Origin of the sequence: Planotetraspora kaengkrachanensis (assembly GCF_016862895.1) — a bacterium.
GTDB classification, from domain to species: domain Bacteria; phylum Actinomycetota; class Actinomycetes; order Streptosporangiales; family Streptosporangiaceae; genus Planotetraspora; species Planotetraspora kaengkrachanensis.
Genome location: NZ_BONV01000033.1, coordinates 47,205 through 65,347, shown reverse-complemented (window position 1 = coordinate 65,347; position 18,143 = coordinate 47,205). Strand labels below are relative to the sequence as shown.

General features: G+C 70.9%; 18 protein-coding genes. 14 read left to right on the top strand and 4 right to left on the bottom strand.

All coding sequences use genetic code 11. The features are described from left to right. Positions 1-70: 70 nt before the first annotated feature. Positions 71-829: an IclR family transcriptional regulator gene (locus Pka01_RS29380; protein ID WP_203886162.1), complete on the bottom strand. Its 759-nt coding sequence runs from the start codon at positions 827-829 to the stop codon at positions 71-73. A 104-nt stretch (positions 830-933) separates the two neighbouring features. On the opposite strand from Pka01_RS29380, the gene Pka01_RS29375 reads away from it, so the two are divergent. Both Pka01_RS29375 and Pka01_RS29370 read left to right on the top strand, forming a co-directional pair. Beyond that, positions 934-1,299: a metal-sulfur cluster assembly factor gene (locus tag Pka01_RS29375; RefSeq protein WP_203886161.1), complete on the top strand. Its 366-nt coding sequence runs from the start codon at positions 934-936 to the stop codon at positions 1,297-1,299. Further along, a complete protein-coding gene (locus Pka01_RS29370) occupies positions 1,296-2,294 on the top strand; it encodes an amidohydrolase family protein (protein WP_203886160.1) in 999 nt (332 codons plus the stop codon). Before Pka01_RS29375 ends, Pka01_RS29370 begins: the two co-directional genes overlap by 4 nt. Positions 2,295-2,347: 53 nt before the next feature. Here the strand turns inward: Pka01_RS29370 and Pka01_RS29365 are convergent, their stop codons facing one another. Then, positions 2,348-2,962 carry a TetR/AcrR family transcriptional regulator gene (locus Pka01_RS29365; RefSeq protein ID WP_239115512.1) on the bottom strand — a complete coding sequence of 205 codons (615 nt, stop codon included), beginning with the start codon at positions 2,960-2,962 and terminating at the stop codon, positions 2,348-2,350. Between the two features lie 160 nt (positions 2,963-3,122). Between Pka01_RS29365 and Pka01_RS29360 the strand changes: the two genes are divergently transcribed. From Pka01_RS29360 to Pka01_RS29340, 5 genes are all read left to right on the top strand, one after another. Beyond that, positions 3,123-3,878: a DUF4440 domain-containing protein gene (locus Pka01_RS29360; RefSeq protein WP_203886159.1), complete on the top strand. Its 756-nt coding sequence runs from the start codon at positions 3,123-3,125 to the stop codon at positions 3,876-3,878. 132 nt (positions 3,879-4,010) lie between these two features. Continuing rightward, positions 4,011-4,895, top strand: coding sequence for an ABC transporter ATP-binding protein (locus Pka01_RS29355; protein ID WP_203886158.1), 885 nt, complete (start codon positions 4,011-4,013; stop codon positions 4,893-4,895). Between the two features lie 2 nt (positions 4,896-4,897). Next, positions 4,898-5,635 carry an ABC transporter permease gene (locus Pka01_RS29350; RefSeq protein WP_203886157.1) on the top strand — a complete coding sequence of 246 codons (738 nt, stop codon included), beginning with the start codon at positions 4,898-4,900 and terminating at the stop codon, positions 5,633-5,635. 44 nt (positions 5,636-5,679) lie between these two features. Beyond that, the gene (locus Pka01_RS29345; protein WP_203886156.1) at positions 5,680-6,843 is read left to right on the top strand and encodes a sensor histidine kinase; all 1,164 of its coding nucleotides are present in this window, start codon (positions 5,680-5,682) and stop codon (positions 6,841-6,843) included. Positions 6,844-6,859: 16 nt separating this feature from the next. Then, positions 6,860-7,465: a response regulator transcription factor gene (locus tag Pka01_RS29340; RefSeq protein ID WP_203886155.1), complete on the top strand. Its 606-nt coding sequence runs from the start codon at positions 6,860-6,862 to the stop codon at positions 7,463-7,465. A gap of 66 nt (positions 7,466-7,531) precedes the next feature. Here Pka01_RS29340 and Pka01_RS29335 read toward each other — a convergent pair whose 3' ends face one another. Next, a complete protein-coding gene (locus tag Pka01_RS29335) occupies positions 7,532-8,830 on the bottom strand; it encodes an EAL domain-containing protein (RefSeq protein ID WP_239115510.1) in 1,299 nt (432 codons plus the stop codon). Positions 8,831-9,376: 546 nt separating this feature from the next. Here Pka01_RS29335 and Pka01_RS29330 point away from each other — a divergent pair. From Pka01_RS29330 to Pka01_RS29310, 5 genes are all read left to right on the top strand, one after another. Beyond that, complete coding sequence (locus Pka01_RS29330) at positions 9,377-10,063, top strand: acVLRF1 family peptidyl-tRNA hydrolase (protein WP_203886154.1); 687 nt, start codon at positions 9,377-9,379, stop codon at positions 10,061-10,063. Between the two features lie 216 nt (positions 10,064-10,279). Beyond that, on the top strand, positions 10,280-11,878 hold the full coding sequence (locus Pka01_RS29325) for an ABC-F family ATP-binding cassette domain-containing protein (protein ID WP_203886153.1): 1,599 nt from the start codon (positions 10,280-10,282) through the stop codon (positions 11,876-11,878). 114 nt (positions 11,879-11,992) lie between these two features. Continuing rightward, on the top strand, positions 11,993-12,208 hold the full coding sequence (locus tag Pka01_RS29320; protein WP_203886152.1) for a helix-turn-helix domain-containing protein: 216 nt from the start codon (positions 11,993-11,995) through the stop codon (positions 12,206-12,208). A 190-nt stretch (positions 12,209-12,398) separates the two neighbouring features. Beyond that, a complete protein-coding gene (locus tag Pka01_RS29315) occupies positions 12,399-13,301 on the top strand; it encodes an enoyl-CoA hydratase/isomerase family protein (protein ID WP_203886151.1) in 903 nt (300 codons plus the stop codon). 55 nt (positions 13,302-13,356) lie between these two features. Beyond that, complete coding sequence (locus Pka01_RS29310; protein ID WP_203886150.1) at positions 13,357-15,252, top strand: ABC transporter ATP-binding protein; 1,896 nt, start codon at positions 13,357-13,359, stop codon at positions 15,250-15,252. Here the strand turns inward: Pka01_RS29310 and Pka01_RS29305 are convergent. Further along, positions 15,230-16,108 carry a sulfotransferase family protein gene (locus tag Pka01_RS29305; RefSeq protein ID WP_203886149.1) on the bottom strand — a complete coding sequence of 293 codons (879 nt, stop codon included), beginning with the start codon at positions 16,106-16,108 and terminating at the stop codon, positions 15,230-15,232. The two genes, Pka01_RS29310 and Pka01_RS29305, sit on opposite strands and share 23 nt — an antisense overlap. Positions 16,109-16,260: 152 nt before the next feature. Here Pka01_RS29305 and Pka01_RS29300 point away from each other — a divergent pair, with 152 nt between their 5' ends. Next, on the top strand, positions 16,261-17,178 hold the full coding sequence (locus Pka01_RS29300) for a S66 peptidase family protein (protein ID WP_203886148.1): 918 nt from the start codon (positions 16,261-16,263) through the stop codon (positions 17,176-17,178). Positions 17,179-17,221: 43 nt separating this feature from the next. Next, positions 17,222-18,142: a hypothetical protein gene (locus tag Pka01_RS29295; protein ID WP_239115506.1), complete on the top strand. Its 921-nt coding sequence runs from the start codon at positions 17,222-17,224 to the stop codon at positions 18,140-18,142. The last annotated feature ends 1 nt before the right edge of the window (position 18,143 follow it).

The window sequence follows — 18,143 nt, the reverse complement described above, 5'->3', positions numbered from 1 at the left end:
GCGCTCACGGGCGTCCATCGGGAGGGGGCCCGGCCGGCGCGTCCGCACCGCTCGCGAGGACCCCGGTGGATCAGCTCGTGGCCGCCAGTCGCAGGTCGGCGGCCGCCTGGCGGAGGTGCGACACCGCGAGACCGGGAAGGTCGAGGCCGTGCGTGGAGATGCCGACGGCCAGGCAGGCGCCTCTGCCGCCGTACGGGACCGCCACGCCGGCGCACGCCACGGTGGCGCGGAACTGCCCGTGCTCCTCCACGAGCTCACCCGGATTGAGGCCGGACAACTCCGCCTCGAGGTCCTCGGGACGCGTCGGCGTGGTGGAGGTGAACGGGCGCATGCCGTACTCGGCCAGGATGCGCCGCCGCGTGCCGGGGGAGAGCGTGAGGAGCAGCGCCTTGCCGAGCGCCGTCGCGTGGGGAGCGGTCTCAAGCCCGGCCTGCAGGTCCTCCAGCCAGGGAGAGCGGGGTCCCTCGGCCACGTCGAGGACGAACAGCCGTCCATGGGAGAGCCGGGCGAGATAAGCGGTGTGCCCGGTCACCGAGGCCAGATGGTGCAGCACGGACGAGGCCCGGGGCGGCCGGTGGAATGCGCCGATCAGCTCGTGGAACCGTTCGGCGATCTGCGGGCCGATGGTGTACTCGCCGCTCGGGCACCGGGTGAGGTAGCCCTCGTAGGAGAGCGTCCGGACGAGGTGGTAGGTCGTTGACAGGTTGAGCTCGCAACGGCGGGCGAGCGCCTTCACCGTCAGCGGCCGTTCGGACCGGGTGACCTGCTCAAGCACGCGCAGAGCGCGGGAGACACTGCGGATCAGGTCGCTGGGCGCTGTGTCGGCCATCCTCACAGCATGTCCCGGCCCGGTAGCGCAAGGAATACCCGTGATGTGCGCCATCTGAAATCCCGCGGCTACCGCCCGGCGCAGCCCCGTCACACGATGGGGCCATGTCGCAGATCCCCCCATGGGCCAGTGAGGCGCTCGCCGAGGTGTTCGATCCGTGCTGCAAGGAGAAGGGCATCTCGGTCGTGGAGATGGGCCTGGTCAGGTCCGTCGAGGTCACGGACGGCCGGGCCCGGGTCGAGTTGCTGCTGACGTCGGGCTGGTGCCCCTTCGCCGCCCGGGTGCTCACCGAGGTGCGCGAGAAGATCGCCGCTCAGCCCGGCGTCGAGGACGCCGAGGTCGAGGTCGTCTGGGACGAGGCGTGGACGGTCGACCGGCTCTCCCCGCGCGCCGCGCGAATCCTGCGTTTCCTGCCGCCCCCCTCGACGGTCCGGGACCGGGAGGCGTACATCCTGGAGGAACTGTCATGATCGACGACGCGTTCGTGTTCGACAGTGTCGCGCACGTGTTCAACTTCGAGGCCAAGAACGCCTTCGGCAAGCCGGGCGAGATGTTCTCCAACCATCTCTACGCCTTCCACAACGCCCTCACCCCGGACGGGGAGACCAAGCTGCCGCCGGAGGAGTTCCTGCGGCAGTGGACGGTCGAGGACATCCGGCGGATGGTGTACGAGGAGTCCGACACCGACATGCTCGTGGCGATGCCCCTGCCGCTCACCGACCTGTACCACGACGGGCTCTCCCCGTGGACGGAGTGCGCGGACCTCGCCGCGCGGGACCCCGACAGGACCGTCTTCTGGGGAACGGTCAACCCGCTCGAGGGCCGCAAGGCGCTCGACCTGATGGAGCGCCAGGTCGGGGAGTTCGGCGCCCGGGCGTTCAAGCTGTACAACGTCCGCTACGACTACGGCTCGCCGTACCCGTGGCGGATGGACGACCCGCGCATCGCCTTCCCGATCTTCGAGAAGGCGCAGGAGCTCGGCGTGAACCTCATCGGCGTGCACAAGGGCGTCCCCCTCGGCCCCCAGCCGATCGAGCACACCCAGACCTGGGACATGGACGGCGCCGCGGCCAACTTCCCCGACGTCAACTTCGTCATCTTCCACGTCGGCCTGCCGTTCCTGGACGAGACCTGCTGGCAGCTCATCCGCTACCCCAACCTGTACGCGTCGCTGGCCGCGACGATCAACTTCGTCGTCCGGGCGCCCAGGATGTTCGCCGAGATCATGGGCAAGCTGCTGTTCTGGTGCGGGGAAGACAAGATCATCTACGGGTCGGAGGCCCCGATCTTCCATCCGCAGTGGGCGCTGCGCGCGTTCAAGGACTTCCAGATCCCCCAGGACCTCTGTGACGGGTACGGCTACCCCCAGCTCACCGAGCAGGCCAAGCGCAAGATCCTCGGGGAGAACCTGCTCAGGCTCCACGGCATGGACGTCGAGGACGCCAGGGCCAGGCTCGGCCGCTGAGACCCGTTCCCGGGCGGGGCCGGCTCAGGCGCTGAAGGAAAGTGCCGGTCAGGTCACCCGGGGACGCGAAGTTCCGCGGCGACCGCGGGTTCGCCCGCGGCCAGGGCCCCGAGGCCGCGGATGAACAACTCCAGATGGCGGCGCGCGAGCTCGTGCTTCGCCTCAGCCGGGAGCGGGCCGGGGAGAGGCCGGGCGATCCGAACGAGCATCATCCCGACGTCCTCGAAGGTGACGTCATGGGGAAGCGCGCCCGCCGTCCGGGCCCGATCGAGGATGCTCCGCACGAGGCGGGCGGACTTCTCCCGCACGGGACCGAGTTCGGGGTCGTTCCCGAGGTCGACCACGTCCATCAGGGCGGGCAGCACCGCGGACACGCGCAGCTCGAGGGCCTCGCGCAGGTAGCGCGCGAGCGCGTCGAACGGGTCGGTCTCCTGCTCCGCGGCGGCGTGCGCCGCCGCGACCGTCCTGGTCAGCGCGTCCAGTGCCAGCGCGTGCAGCAGGGCCTCCCGGTCGGGGAACCGGCGGTACAACGTGCCGATGCCCACTCCCGCACGGCGGGCGACCTCGTCGAGGGGAACGTCGGGGCCGCGCTCGGCCACGAGATCCCGTGCGGCGAGCAGGATCTGCTCCTGGTTGCGCCGGGCATCGGCCCGCATCGGCCTGGCCATCGTCGCGCCCCTTCCGGTGTTGGGAACAGCATACCTATGAAGCGGAGAAAAATGCTCCACTTCGCCTTGCCGGACATCGGCTGCCGTGTCACAGTTAATCGGAGGTTTTTTCTCCGCTTGGCCGTGAACGTAGTCGTTCCAGGAGAGCAAGGAGAGTTTCATGAGCCGGCAGCAGGTTCTCGATCTCGTCGACCGCTGGGCCCAGGCCGAGTTGCACGGTGACGTCGCCGCCTACGACGACCTCCTCACCGTGGATTTCGCGGGAATCGGTCCCGTGGGGTTCGTCCTCGGCGGGCGGCAGTGGGCCGGCCGTCATCAGGGGCCCCTGGAGAACCACCACTTCGCGATCCTTGAGCCACAGGTCAGGTTCTACGGCGACACCGCGGTCGTGTCGGGAGTCCAGGACCAGCGCACCACCGCCATGGGGCGCGACACCAGCGGCTCGTTCAGGCTCACCCTCGTGGCCGTACGGCAGGACGAGCGCTGGCTGATCGCCAACATCCAGCTCAGCGGGCCGCTCCAGGACCCCGGGGCGCCGCCGCCCTTCGCCCGCGACGCTCACGTGGCCGGGGACGGACTCCCGGTCCGGCCGACGATCTCCAGGGAGGAGTTGCGGTCCGCGATCGACACGGGCGCCGTGACCGTCGTGGACGGGTTGCCCGAGCCGGCCTACCGGCGCAGGCATCTGCCCGGAGCCCTGAACCTCACCGCCGAGGACGCGGAGAAGTCGGCGAACGATCTGCTGCCCGACCGGTCGGCCCCGATCGTCGCCTACTCGACCGACGTCGCCTGCACGCGGGGTCCCGGCCTCGTCGCGGAGTTGAAGCGGCTCGGCTACCGCGACGTGCGCCTGTACGCCGAGGGGATCGAGGACTGGGCCGGGTCGGGTCTGCCCGTGGAGAGTTCCCCGGCCTGAGCGTACGGCCCGGCCGCAGAGGCCCACACGGGTCGTCCGACAGGTGATTCACCCGGCGTCTGACAAATGTCATCCCGAAGCCCGGACGCTCGGCACTGATGATCTACCGGAAGCATGCCTAGCGTTGACCTCATGAACGCCATCGCCTTCAACGGCGTCACCAAGAAATACGGCGAAGTCGTCGCCGTGGACGGGCTCACGCTGGACATCCCCGTGGGGAGCACCGTCGCGCTCCTCGGCCCGAACGGCGCGGGCAAGTCGACCTCCATCAACATGCTGCTCGGACTGCTCCGCCCGACCAGCGGCGACATCAAGGTGTTCGGGAACGGGCCGGACGAGGCGGTCACCCGCGGGGACATCGGCGCGATGCTCCAGGAGGGCTCGCTGATCCCCGAGCTGACGGTCAGGGAGTCCGTCGACTTCATCCGCCGGCTCTATCCCGACCCGCTGCCCCTGGACGAGGTGCTGCGGATGGCCGAGCTGACCGACCTCGCGGGACGGAGGGCGGACAAGCTGTCCGGCGGCCAGACGCAGCGGGTGCGCTTCGCCCTGGCCATCGCCGGGGGTCCCAAGCTCCTCCTGCTGGACGAGCCGACGGCCGCGATGGACGTCGAGTCGCGCCGGTCGTTCTGGGACAACATGCGGGCCTACGCGGCCCAGGGCCGGACGATCCTGTTCGCCACCCACTACCTGGAGGAGGCGGACCAGAACTCCGACCGGGTCGTGGTCGTCGCCCGCGGCAAGGTCGTCGCCGACGGCACCGCCGCGGAGATCAAGGCGGGGGTGGCGGGGCACACGGTGAGCTTCCGGCTCGGTCTCCAGTCGGCCGCCGGGCTGGACGCCCTGCCCGGGGTGTCCGCCGTGGAGATCCAGACGGACCGCGTCACGGTCAGGACCGGGGATCCTGACGCCACCGTCGACGCGCTCTACCGCAAGACCACCCTCGACGTGCGCGACCTCCAGATCCACGGGGCCGATCTTGAGGACGCCTTCCTCGCTCTCACCAAGGAGTCATGACCATGGCGCACTATCTGAGGATCGAACTGCTCCGCATGGTCCGCAACAAGCGGTACATCATCTTCGTGATCGCCTTCCCCGTGATCTTCTACCTCCTCTACTCCAACCTCTGGGGGGACCAGGTAGACGAGACGACGGGGGTCAAGGGCGCGGTGGTCCTGATGGTCTCCATGGCGGCGTACGGCGCGCTCGCCGCGTCGATCATGTCGAGCGCGGTGCCGTGGGCGCAGGAGCGGCACAGCGGCTGGCTGCGCCAGCTCCAGATCACCCCGCTGCCCGGCTGGGCGATCATCTGCACCAAGCTGATCGCGTCCATGGTGCTGGTGTTGCCGTCCCTGCTGCTCGTGGGGCTGGCGGCGGTGCTGACGCAGGACGTGTCGCTCCCGGCGGGCGAATGGGCCGGGCTCATCGGCTCCCTATGGGTCGGGACGATCCCCTTCATCGCGCTCGGCCTGACGATCGGCTCGCTCCTGCCGCCGGACACGGCGCAGCCCGTCGCCATGATCGGGATGTTCGGGCTGGCCCTGCTCGGTGGCCTGTGGTTCCCTGTTGAGGTCATGCCGTCCGCCATGAAGTCGATCGCCCAGGTGCTGCCCTCCTACGATTACGCGAGCATCGGCTGGAAGATCGTCGCGGGAGACACGCCGGAGGCCTCCGCCGTCTTCGGGATCGTCGGCTGGGCGGTCGTGCTCGGCGTCCTCGCCGTCTTCGCCTACCGCCGGGCGACGGTCCGCGCCTGACCGAGGGCGGGGACGCGGTGGGAACAGGGACAGGAGGCCGAAGGATGGGCTGGTTCAGCCGCACCTTCACGTTCGGCGCGATGGACGGCAGGTCGGCGCGGTGGCGACGGTTGATCGGCGTCATGTTCGGCCTGGTCTACCTGTGTTATCCGGTGGTCGACATCGTCAGCGGCAAGGTGCCGTGGGACGAGGCCCGCTGGCAGCTCGTCGCGCTGGCGGCCTTCGTGGCCACCTACATGACGACGGTGCTGACGGCGGCCGACGACGAGGACGAGCGCAACCCGCTCACCCTGCCCCTCCTCGGCCTCCTCACGCTGATGGCCGCCGCCTACCCGCTCGTCTTCGGCCCGGGCTGGCTCGCCCTGCCGATCTACGTGTCCGTCGTCTTCTCGATGGGGCTGCGCCCGCGACTGGCCCTGCCCGCCCTCGGTGGCATGGTGGCCATCGTGATCGTGGACGGCCTGATCAAGAAGGCCGACGGAGGCACGCTCACGCTGCTCGTGATGGAGGTGCTGACGCTCGGCCTGCTGTTCATGGGAGTGCGCAACACCCGGCTGCTCGTCATCCAGGTCCGGCAGGCGCAGAGCGAGGTCGCCAGGCTGGCGGCCAACGAGGAGCGCCTGCGGATCGCCCGTGACCTGCACGACCTGCTCGGCCACAGCCTGTCCCTCATCGTGCTGAAGAGCGAACTCGCCCGCAGGCTCGCCGAGCAGGGCTCCGACCGGGCGGCCGGGGAGATGGCCGACATCGAGTCCGTGGCCAGGCAGGCGCTGGTCGAGGTGCGCGAGGCCGTGACCGGATACCGTCAGCGCTGCCTCTCCGAGGAGATCGACGGCGCCAGGTCCGCACTGGCCGCGGCGGGAGTCGAGCTGACCGTGCGCACGTCGGGCACCCCGGTGCCCGACCCCCTGGACGGACTGCTCGGCTGGGCCGTCCGCGAGGCGGCAACGAACGTCGTACGGCACGCCCGGGCGACGCGTTGCGAGATCACCCTGACGTACGGCGAGGCCGGCGCGCTGCTGGAGGTCGCCGACAACGGCGTGGCCGGACCGTACCAGCCCGGCAGCGGTCTGACGGGTCTGGCCGAGCGGGTGGGCGCGGCCGGCGGCTCCGTCGAGGTGGATTCCGCCGCCGCGGGATTCCGCATTCGGATCACCGTCCCGCGCCACCCCGCGAAGCCGGTGGCGGGCCGGACCGTCGCCGTCTGAGCGATAGGTTGGCCACGTGATCCGGGTGATACTGGCGGAGGACCAGACCATGATCCGGGGAGCCCTCGCCTCCCTGCTGAGCCTCGAGCCCGACATCGACGTGGTCGGGGAGGCCGCGACCGGCGACGAAGCCGTCGCGGTGGCCGCGGTCACGAGGCCCGACGTGGCGCTGCTCGACATCGAGATGCCCGGCAAGGACGGCATCACCGCGGCGGGGGAGATACGCCGCGAGGTCCCCGAGTGCCACGTGATGATCCTCACCACGTTCGCCCGGCCCGGCTACCTGCGGCGGGCCATGGAGGCCGGGGCGTCGGCCTTCCTCGTCAAGGACAGTCCCGCGCGCGAGCTGGCCGCCGCCATCAGGCGCGTCCTGTCGGGCGAGCGCGTCATCGACCCCGGGCTCGCCGCCGCCGCTCTCAGCGCGGGCCCGAATCCGCTGTCCCCGCGCGAGCGGGAGGTTCTGAGCGCCGCGGTCGACGGCTCGACGATCAACGACATCGCCGCGCGGCTGCACCTGTCCGAGGGGACCGTCCGCAACTACCTGTCGTCGGCGATTCAGAAGACGTCGGCGCGCAACCGGATGGAGGCGGTGCAGAAGGCTCAGGACCAGGGCTGGCTCTGACCCTCCAGCCCCGTCCCGGGCGGAACCGCGGCGCTCCGCCTCAGCGCTCCGGCTCGGCGGCGGGCCTCAGCGGCCCGCCTGCGACTCGGCGACGTGACGGATCAGGTCGCCGACCCTGACGATCCCCATGCACCTGCCGACCTCGTCCACGACCACGAGATCGTCGTACACCCGGGCGTTGTCACGCCCCGCCACCTGCATGGCGGCTATCGCGGGCGTGGTCTTCGGCACCACCTTGGCCGAGTCGGCGAGCCGGTGAGCCGGCTTCCTGGCGTGCAGCGCGTGGCCGTACGCCCCGGCCATGAACAGCAGGAAGCGGCTGCGGTCGATGCTGCCGTGCGGCCGCTGGTACTCGTCGACCAGGATGACGCTGGTGATGGAGGGCTCGGAGCTGAGCACGGACATCACGTCCTCGGCCGTGGACTCCATCGGGATGGTCACGGCGGGGAGCAGGAACTCCTGCACCCGGGGACCCAGCATCGCGGCGGCCGGCGTCGTCTCGGGGAGGGGCAGGGGCACGTGGACGCGGCTGTGGCCGAGGGAGGGCCGCCAGTCCGACGGGGCGAGCAGCGGGCCCTGCGCCAGCCGGATGCCCCAGCCGCGCACCGCGCCCAGCTGGGTCTCGTCGCGGACGCCCGGCGCCAGGACGTGCGCCCCGATGGCCTTGGCGAACGTCACCAGCGACTCGGCGAGCCCGCCCCTGCGGGGGTCGCGCGGCCCGCGCTCGACCACGTCCGGCGAAATGAGGATCACGTACGGCGAGGCGTCCGCGACCAGCTCGAGCGGGACGTAGGAGGAGCCGAGACCGCCGAACGCGATCAGGTAGCCGACGGCGCGCAGGCCTTCGATACCGGACAGGAGGTAGCGCCGGTCGCCGGGGGAGACGTCTCCCTCGATGACCAGGATCACCTCGCGGCTGCGCCGGTTGGTCACGCGCAGCGCCTCGTGGAGTGTCGCCAGCCCCGCGGAGCCGCCGAGCACGGCGGAGACCGGGATGGGGAGCAGGAGGGGAAGGAGCGCGTCCTCCTGTGCGGCGGCGTTGACGCCGTTTACCGTCGCGGCGATGCCGGAGGCGGGACCGCCGAGCGTGCTCGCGATCACCTCGACCGCGATGACGCCGCCGGTGTCGAGGTCGATGACCGGGATGAAGTGCGGCCGGCCCGGGGTGCCGGGGATGTCGAACCCCGGCATCTCGAACCCGGGCGCGACGGCCCCGGAGGTACGGCCGGAGGGCGGGACGTCCGTGGTGGGTGCGGCCGCGCCGTACGGGCGGGTTCCGGGATCCGTGGAGGGGCCGGGACCGTAGGAGCGGGTTCCGGGATCCGTCGAGGGACCGGCGCCGTACGGACGCGTCCCGGGGTCCATGTGAGGACCGCCGTAGGAGCGCGATCCCGGGTCTGTGGAGGGGCCGGGGCCGTACGGGGATGATCCGGGGTCCGCGGAAGGGCCCGGGCCGTACGGGCGGGACATCGACTCCGCCGCGGAAGGGGCGGCGCCGTACGGGCGAGCCCCCGGGTCCATGGCAGGACCGGGGGCGTAGGGGCGCGATCCCGGGTCTGTGGAGGGACCGGGGCCGTATGGGCGAGATGCGGGATCCGGTGCGGAAGGGGCCGCGCCGTAGGGGCGGCCGGGCGCAGACGCGTCCACACCGGGCGCGGGCGCCCGGTGGCTTCCGGACGTCGAGGCGTCTGGAGCGGTCTGGGCCTGTGGCATGGCAGGCGGAGCCGCCGAAGTTGAGGGGACCGACACGTACTGAATTGTCAGCCTTACTCAGCGGTCACATCAGCCACTAGCGGCAGAATTCACCCATATTTCCCCGGATGTTGAGATCTTTACTTGCGGGTGCAACCGGGAGTCGTCGTGCCTGGTGAGAACCGGCAGCCCCAAGTATGGCGGGTAATCTCTGCTGTCATGACGGCACGGCCGGCCGCGGGCGGCGGACGATGGGTGACGGTCGCGCCCGAGCGGCTCGCCGGGTGGATCCGGGGCTTCGCGGAGCGGCACGGCGCCGTCGAGGCGACCTCCGGTCCCGACCTGGTGCGTTTCGCCGCCGCGGACGGTTCGGCGGCCGAGTGTCATGTCCCCTTTCCCCCTCTGGACCTCCGCGACGTCCCGGGCGACGGTGCCGGTGGGCAGGAGGACGCGGCGGGCGCGCTCGTCGCGCACGCCCGCAGGAGCCGCACGGTCGGCGTCCTGCTCGTCCGCCTCGGGGGCTACGCGGCCGGGGTGTTCGAGGGCGAGCGTCTGGTGACGTCGAAGGTGGGATCGCGGCTCGTCCACGGGCGCAGCGCCGCCGGAGGCTGGTCGCAGCAGCGCTTCGCCAGGCGCAGGGAGAAGCAGTCGTCGGAGGCTCTGGCGGCCGCCGCCGACGTGGCGGCCCGCGTGCTCGTTCCGCGCGCGGAGGGGCTCGACGCCGTCGTGCTCGGCGGCGATCGGAGGGCGGTCGAGGAGTTGCGCGGGGACAGGCGGCTCGCGCCGCTGTTCGCGCTCGAGGCCGGCGCCTTCCTGGCGGTCCCCGACCCGAAACTGGCGGTCCTCGAAGGCACGCCCGCGTTGTTCCGCGCGGTGCGGATCCGGGTGCTCGATCCGGAGGGCTGAGGTCTCCGCTCCCGGTGGCGGGCCGCGCTCGCGGCCGTCCTCGCCACCCCTCGCCGTCCGTCCTCGCCGTTCACGACGGCGTGGTCCCGGGAGCCCGCAGGGTCACGAGCAGGTGCCTCATGCATCCCTGCCCCTACAATGACGGGTATGCGCGCTCCCGACTGATCGACATCCCGCCGATCCTGACCCCATCTTCCCGGGAGTGTTCCCCAGATCATGATTATCGCGACTGACATCGAACTGCGCGCCGGATCCCGGCTGCTCATAGAAAGCGCGTCGTTCCGGGTGAACCCCGGAGACAAGATCGGCCTCGTCGGCCGCAACGGCGCCGGCAAGACCACCCTCACCAAGGTGCTCGCGGGCGAGGGCATCCCCGCCGAGGGCACGGTGACGATCGCAGGCAGCGTCGGCTACCTGCCGCAGGACCCCCGCGCGGGTGACATCCAGGTGCTCGCCCGCGACCGCATCCTGTCCGCCCGGGGCCTGGACGAGGTGCTCCGCGAGCTCCGCGAGGCCGAGAAGGGGATGGCGGCCGAGGACACCCGCGTCCGGGACAAGGCGGTGCGCGCCTACGGACGGCTGGAGGACCGCCTGCACGTGCTCGGAGGCTACGCCGCCGAGGCGGAGGCGTCGTCGATCGCCTCGAGCCTCGGCCTGCCCGACCGCGTGCTCGGACAGCCTCTGGCGACCCTGTCAGGAGGGCAGCGCAGGCGGGTCGAACTCGCCCGCATCCTGTTCAGCGGAGCGGAGACTCTCCTGCTCGACGAGCCCACAAACCACCTCGATGCGGACTCGATCGGGTGGCTTCGTGATTTTTTGCGCTCCCACCAGGGCGGCTTGGTCGTCATCAGCCACGATGTCAACCTTCTTGAAGCGACGGTAAACCGGGTCCTGCACCTCGACGCCAACCGCTGCGTCATCGACACCTACAACGTCGGCTGGAAGGCCTATCTCGCCCAGCGGGAGACCGACGAGAAGCGCCGCAAGCGGGAGCGGGCCAACGCGGAGAAGCAGGCGTCGGTGCTGCTTTCGCAGGCCGACCGCATGCGGGCCAAGGCCACCAAGGCCAAGGCGGCGCAGGACATGGAGCGCCGGGCCCGCCGCATGCTGGCCGGCGTCGAGACCGTCCGGCGCAGCGACCGCGTGGCCAAGCTGCGCTTCCCCGAGCCCGCCCCCTGCGGCAAGACGCCGCTGACCGCGCACGGCCTGTCCAAGTCCTACGGCTCGCTCGAGGTGTTCACCGACGTCGACGCGGCCGTGGACCGCGGCTCACGGGTCGTCATCCTGGGCCTCAACGGAGCCGGCAAGACCACGCTGCTGCGCATCCTGGCGGGCATCGAGAAGCCGGACACGGGCGAGGTGCGGCCCGGCCACGGCCTGCGGGTCGGCTATTACGCCCAGGAGCACGAGACGCTCGACGGGAACCGCACGGTCCTGGAGAACATGCGCTCGGCGGGCCCCGATCTCGCCGACGTCGACCTGCGTAAGGTGCTCGGCTCGTTCCTGTTCACCGGTGACGACGTGGACAAGCCCGCGGGCGTGTTGTCGGGCGGCGAGAAGACGCGGCTGGCCCTGGCGACACTGGTGCTGTCGAGCGCCAACGTGCTGCTCCTCGACGAGCCCACCAACAACCTCGACCCCGCCTCCCGGGAGCAGGTTCTGGAGGCGCTGAGCTCCTTTGTGGGGGCGATCGTGCTGGTCACGCATGATGAGGGTGCCGTGGAGGCGTTGCGCCCGGATCGGGTGATCCTGCTCCCCGACGGGGTGGAAGACGCGTGGAGCGACGAATTTTCCGATCTTGTGGCACTTGCCTGATCTTAATTTGAGCGGGTAGGGATCTTTTCCCATGGAGTAGGTAGCCGATCGCGCCGAAATGACTGATCATGGCCTAAGTAACGCTGCGGAAGTCTGGCACTACAGGAGGTACTCGTGGCTGAGACTCTGAAGAAAGGCACCCGGGTGACCGGAGCCGACCGCGAAAAGCTGGCCGGTGATCTCAAGAAGCGCTACTCCGCGGGTGAGAGCATCCGCGCCCTGGCCGCTTCCACCGGTCGGTCGTACGGGTTCATCCACCGCATCCTCAGCGAGTCCGGCGTGACTCTGCGCGGACGCGGCGGGGCCACCCGAGGCAAGTCCAAGCGCTAGAGATCCGCCTCACAACGCGCGACCGCAGCCGCTCGTTCCCATAGCCGAAGCGGTCGCGTCCGCTGACCGAACGATGTTCGGTAAGCTCGACGCGGCCGTGGGAGAAGAGGGCGAGCCACGCACGGACGGGACGCCGCACCGGACCGGCCGTGCGAGGCGACGCCGCCTCGAGGGGAGCAGGGAACAGGCGATGGCGGAAGCGGATCTTGGGGGGAACAGGGAGCCGGCCCGTACGGCACACGGCGATCGGGGCACGGTCCTCGATCCCGGTGACACCGCCGGGGGGAGCGGCTCGCCTGGCACGGAGACGATTTCGGCGGCTGAGCTGGCTGAGATCGGGCTGCGCTTCGAGGTGGACGGCGAGATCGCGACGATCGTTCTGGACCGGCCCGGCAAGCGGAACGCTCAGACGTCCGCCACGTGGTCGGCACTGGCCCGGATCGGGGAGAACCTGCCGGAGCAGGTAAGAGTCGTCGTGGTCCGAGGTGAGGGGCCGTCCTTCTCGGCGGGGCTCGACCTGAGCATGTTCACGCCGGGGGGAACCCCCCGGCAGGATTCGCTGGCGACCGTCGCCGCACTCGACGACGACGGGTTCCAGCGGCAGGTCGCGGAATACCAGCGCGGCTTCCTCTGGCTGCGCCGACCCGACATCGTGTCCATCGCCGCGGTTCAGGGCCACGCCATCGGTGCGGGCTTCCAGCTGGCCCTGTCGTGCGATCTGAGGATCGTCGCGGACGACGTGAAGTTCTGCATGAAGGAGCCCGCTCTCGGGCTGGTCCCCGATCTGACGGGTACCAAGCCGCTTGTGGAGCTCGTCGGCGTGCCGCGTGCGATCGAGATCTGCCTGACCGCGCGCACCGTCGGCGCGGCCGAGGCCGTACAGCTCGGTCTGGCCGAGATGGCCGTGCCGGGGGACGAGCTGGCGCAGGCCGTACAGGATCTGGCGGCGGCGCTGCTGGCGACCGACCGTGCGGCGGCGACGGCGACCAAGCGGCTCCTGCAGGGGGCGCCAGGGCGGACGCTCGAGGAGCAGTCCGCCGCCGAGCGCGCCGAGCAGGCGGCGCGAATCAGAGCATTGTTCGCCTCCAGCTGATGAGGGAATCGGAGGTGACCTTCCCGGTGCTTCAGCAGCGGGAGGTACGAAACGTATGGCGATGAGTGGTGGCTACGGACCGCAGGTGATGCGGTCTCTCCGGCGCGACAGCTCGGTCGTGAAGGAGCGGATCGCCCCTGGGACGGTTCGCCGGATCGCGCGCTACGCGAGCCCGTTCAAGAGGCAGATCGTCGGGTTCCTGGCCCTCGTCGTCGTCGACGCCGTGATCGTGATCGCCAACCCGCTGCTGATGAAGGCGATCATCGACGACGGCATCGTCCCCAAGCGGGCCGACGTGGTGTTGTGGCTGGCCGGCGCCATCGGCGCGCTCGCCGTCGTCGACGCCGGGCTGGGCCTGGTCCAGCGGTGGTTCTCCGCGCGGATCGGCGAGGGCCTGATCTACAACCTGCGCACCGAGGTCTTCGACCACGTGCAGCGCATGCCGGTGGCGTTCTTCATGCGCGCCCAGACCGGCGCTCTGGTCTCCCGGCTGAACAGCGACGTCATCGGGGCCCAGCGGGCGCTCACGACCACGCTGTCGTCCGTGGTCTCCAACGTGGTGAGCCTGGTGATGGTGCTCGGCGCCATGCTCGTGCTCTCGTGGCAGATCACGGTGGTCGCGCTCGTCCTGCTGCCGATCTTCATCTTCCCCGCGAAGTGGGTCGGCCGCCGGATGTCCAAGCTCACGCGGGAGCAGATGCAACTCGACGCGGAGATGAGCTCGGTCATGACCGAGCGCTTCAACGTCGCCGGCGCCATGGTCGCCAAGCTGTACGGCAGGCCGGAGGACGAGGCCGCGCACTTCGGGCAGCGGGCCGGCCGCGTCAGGGACGTGGGCGTCATCGTCGCGATGTACGGCGCGGTGTTCAGGATCGCGCTCGGGCTGGTCGCCGCGCTCGCCACCGCGCTCGTCTACGGTCTCGGCGGCCAGCTTGCGGTGTCGGGCGTCTTCGCGCTCGGCACGCTGGTGGCGATGTCGTCCCTGCTCATGCGGCTCTACGGGCCGCTGACGAGCCTGTCCAACGTCCACGTGGACGTGATGACGGCGCTGGTGAGCTTCGACCGGGTCTTCGAGGTCCTCGACCTCAAGCCGATGGTCGCGGAACGGCCCGGCGCCCAGGCGATCCCGGACGGGCCGGTGACGATCGAGTTCGACGACGTGAGGTTCCGCTACCCCGCGGCCTCGGAGGTGTCGCTGGCGTCCCTCGAGTCGGTGGCCCGGCCGGACACCGGCCCCTCCCAGGAGGTGCTCAAGGGCGTCACGTTCACCGCGAAGCCCGGCCAGCTCGTGGCGCTGGTGGGGCATTCTGGGGCCGGCAAGACCACGCTGACCTCGCTCGTCTCCCGGCTCTACGACGTCGACGAGGGCGCCGTCCGGATCAACGGCACGGACGTCCGCGACGCCACCCTGGCGAGCATCAGGGACACCGTGGGCGTCGTCATGCAGGACGCCCACCTGTTCCACGACACGATCGAGAGCAACCTCCGCTATGCCCGGCCGGAGGCCACCGAGGAGGAGATCTGGGAGGCGCTCCGCGCGGCGCAGATCTTCGACCTGGTCAGCGGCCTTCCCGAAGGGCTGGAGACGGTCGTGGGCGACCGGGGCTACCGGTTGTCGGGAGGGGAGAAGCAGCGGATCGCCCTGGCCAGGCTCCTGCTGAAGGCGCCCAGGGTCGTGGTCCTCGACGAGGCCACCGCCCACCTCGACTCCGAGTCCGAGGCCGCCGTGCAGAAGGCGCTGAAGTCGGCCCTGCACGGGAGGACCTCGCTGGTGATCGCCCACCGGCTGTCCACGATCCGCGAGGCCGACGTCATCCTCGTGATCGAGGACGGGACGATCGTCGAGCGCGGTGACCACGACTCGCTGCTCGAGCGGGGCGGCGCCTACGCCGAGCTGTACCGCACCCAGTTCACCGGCAGCCCGGACCTCACAGGTAGCCCAGGCGCGTGAGCTCCTCGCGGGCGACCTTCTCGACGAGTTCGACGTCCGCGGGGGTCAGTGCCGTGCGCCATCTACCCGGCTTGGGCGCGGCCGTGCCGTACAGGGCGATGGTGGAGATCCTGGTCTCCAGGAACTCCGACACGGTCTTGCTCGTCTCCGCGGGGGATTCGAGCATGTCCTCGTAGCGCAGGGTCAGCAACTGCTCCCTGGGCACCTCCCTGCGCAGCGCGGCGCTGAGCCGTACGGCGCCGCGCCAGCGCAGGGCACACTTGCCCGCGGGGGGCATGGCGTTCCACTTGTCGCGATGCTCCGCCGACTTGACGCCGAGGAACGGGTTGGGGAACTCCGCGTCCTCGCTGAGCATGTGGGGCTTGAACCAGGTCATGGAGGCCGGGTCGTCGAGCATGTCGGCGACGACGTCGCGGCCGTCCCTGATGATCTGGATGAGCCTGGCGTCGGTGAAGGCCTGGAGCAGCACGGGGGAGCTGTAGAGGAGATCGGGGCTGGCGTCTCCGAACCTGTTGATGTTCGCCGTGCCGACGCAGGGGCCCGCACCGACGAGGCCGCCCGCCTCACGGCAAGTCGCGGTGCACTCCGCGCAGGCTCCGGGCACCACCTGCCAGGCCTCGGCGAGCACGTCGCGGATCACGGTCGGCGCCCCGCCGCTGCGCGCGATCGACGGCCTGCGCGCGAACGCGTAGACCACCCGGGCGACGGGCCCGCGGCCCATCGTCAGGTGGAATCCAGGTGATCGTTTCAGGGCACGGCCGAGGAGGCCCGCTCCGGAGTGCGGGGCGGCGACCACGAACACCGGCTGGCGGACCTTCACGCCGTTGACCACGAGAATGTGCGTCGGAGGTCGCATAGGTACGGCTAAGTCTGACACCCTTTGGGGGGTGAAAGGACGCATCCCGGCCAGGGCGGACGATGACGCCTCGATAACGGTCCCGTACCTGCCCCTGCCTGCGCGAACGCACCGATCTTCGGCCGCCCTCCGCCGGGGCCGCGGAGACACCCGTGGCTAGGCCGCCCAGGCGGCTGCGGCGGGGCGACGCCGTCGTCCTGGTGGCGCCCTCCGGCCCCGTCGACCCCGAGCGGCTGGCCCGGGGCACGCGGGTGCTGACCGGGCTCGGCCTCGAGGTGAGGACGCCGCGCCACCTGCTGGACAGGCAGGGGTATCTGGCCGGCCCCGACGCCACGCGGGCGGCCGATCTCCAGGAGGCGTGGTGCGACCCGGACGTGGCCGCGGTGATCTGCGCCCGGGGCGGTTACGGGGCGACGCGGCTGCTCGACCTGCTCGACTGGGACGCGATGGCCGAGGCGGAGCCCAAGATCCTGCTCGGTTCCAGCGACATCACCGCGTTGCACCGGGCCTTCGGCCGAAGGCTCGGGGTCTCGACGCTTTTCGGCCCCATGCCCGCCGCCGCGACGATGGGGGACGAGCCCGGTCCCGAGCCGGTGACCCTCGCCCATCTCAGGGGCACGCTGTTCGAGGACGGGATCGTGGCGCCCGTGACCGGCACCGCGTCGATCGGGGCGCAGGGCCGGGTGACGGGCCCCGTGACGGGCGGCAACCTCACCCTGCTCGCCGCACTGGCCGGCACGCCGTACGCCATGGGCGCCCAGGGCCGCATCGTCCTGCTCGAGGACGTGGACGAGGAGCCCTACCGGATCGACCGCATGCTGACGCAACTGCTCCAGGCGGGCTGTCTCGACGGCGCGCTGGGCTTCGTGCTCGGGTCGTGGGTGGGCTGCGGAGACCCGATTCCTGTGCTGGCGGAACGGCTCGCGCCCCTCGGCGTTCCCGTCATCGCGGGCCTTCCCATCGGACATGGATCACCACAGTTCGGTGTGTGGCTGGAGACAGATGGGGTTATTGATACCAAATCGTGCTCTCTGACTGGCATGTTCCGCTATCCGGACAGGGCACCCTGAAAGCCGCCTGGAATCATCCGGGCAGCGGTGGAGGGATGGTGCATTGCGACTCTTGCGGCGACTGCTGGGCCGGACGCAACCTGATCTCCCCGCGTCGAGATCGCCGGAGGATGCCGATCTCGACTCCCTCCTCGCGCTGGTCGCCGAGACGATGGGGTTCACCTGCGTCTTCGCCGACGACGGGACCTCGCTGACGCTGGGCGCCACGGACGAGACCCCGGAGAGCGGGCGCGTGGTCAACCTCGTGGGACTGCGCAGGGAGGCAGCGCGGCGTGCCCGCGAGGACTGGCCGATGCTCGTCTCGGAACACCTGGCCCACGCCGTGTCCGGCGAGCCGTTCGACGCCTGCAACCTCGCGCCCATCCGGCCGCTGCTGCGCACGAGGGTCCACGCCGCGGACGACCCGGCCATCCCCGACCCCTCGCGGATCATCGGCCGCCACCTGAGCGCCGACCTGATCGAGGTGCTCACCATCGGCGCCCGGCCGGTCCGCCCCGAGGAGGCGTTCTGCTGGCCGATCCCCCCGGGTGAGGCCCTGGACCTCGCGCTGGACAACGCGCTCGCGGACGAGCGGCCCACGACCGAATGGCTCGACCTCGGCGGCACCCGGGTGTCGCTCCTGACCGCGCCGAGCGCCGCCGCGCACCTGCGCCGCCTGGCCGACCACGTGCTCGTGCCGTCCGACGGCGCGCTCGCCGTGCTCCCGCACCGGGGGGCGGTGGCCGTCCACCCGGTGGCCGGAATCGGCGTCGTGCGGGCCATCGAGCGGCTCAGGCTGTTCGCCCAGCGTGAGTTCGAGACCAGGGACGACGGGATCAGCCCGCACGTCTACTGGTGGCACCGCAGCAGGCTGACCCGCATCCAGGCCGACCTGATCACCCATGACGGCCAGACCCGCCTGGTCGTGGCGCCGCCCCCGGAGTTCGCCCGGCTGCTCGCCAGGATCGCGGGATCGTCCGGCTGAC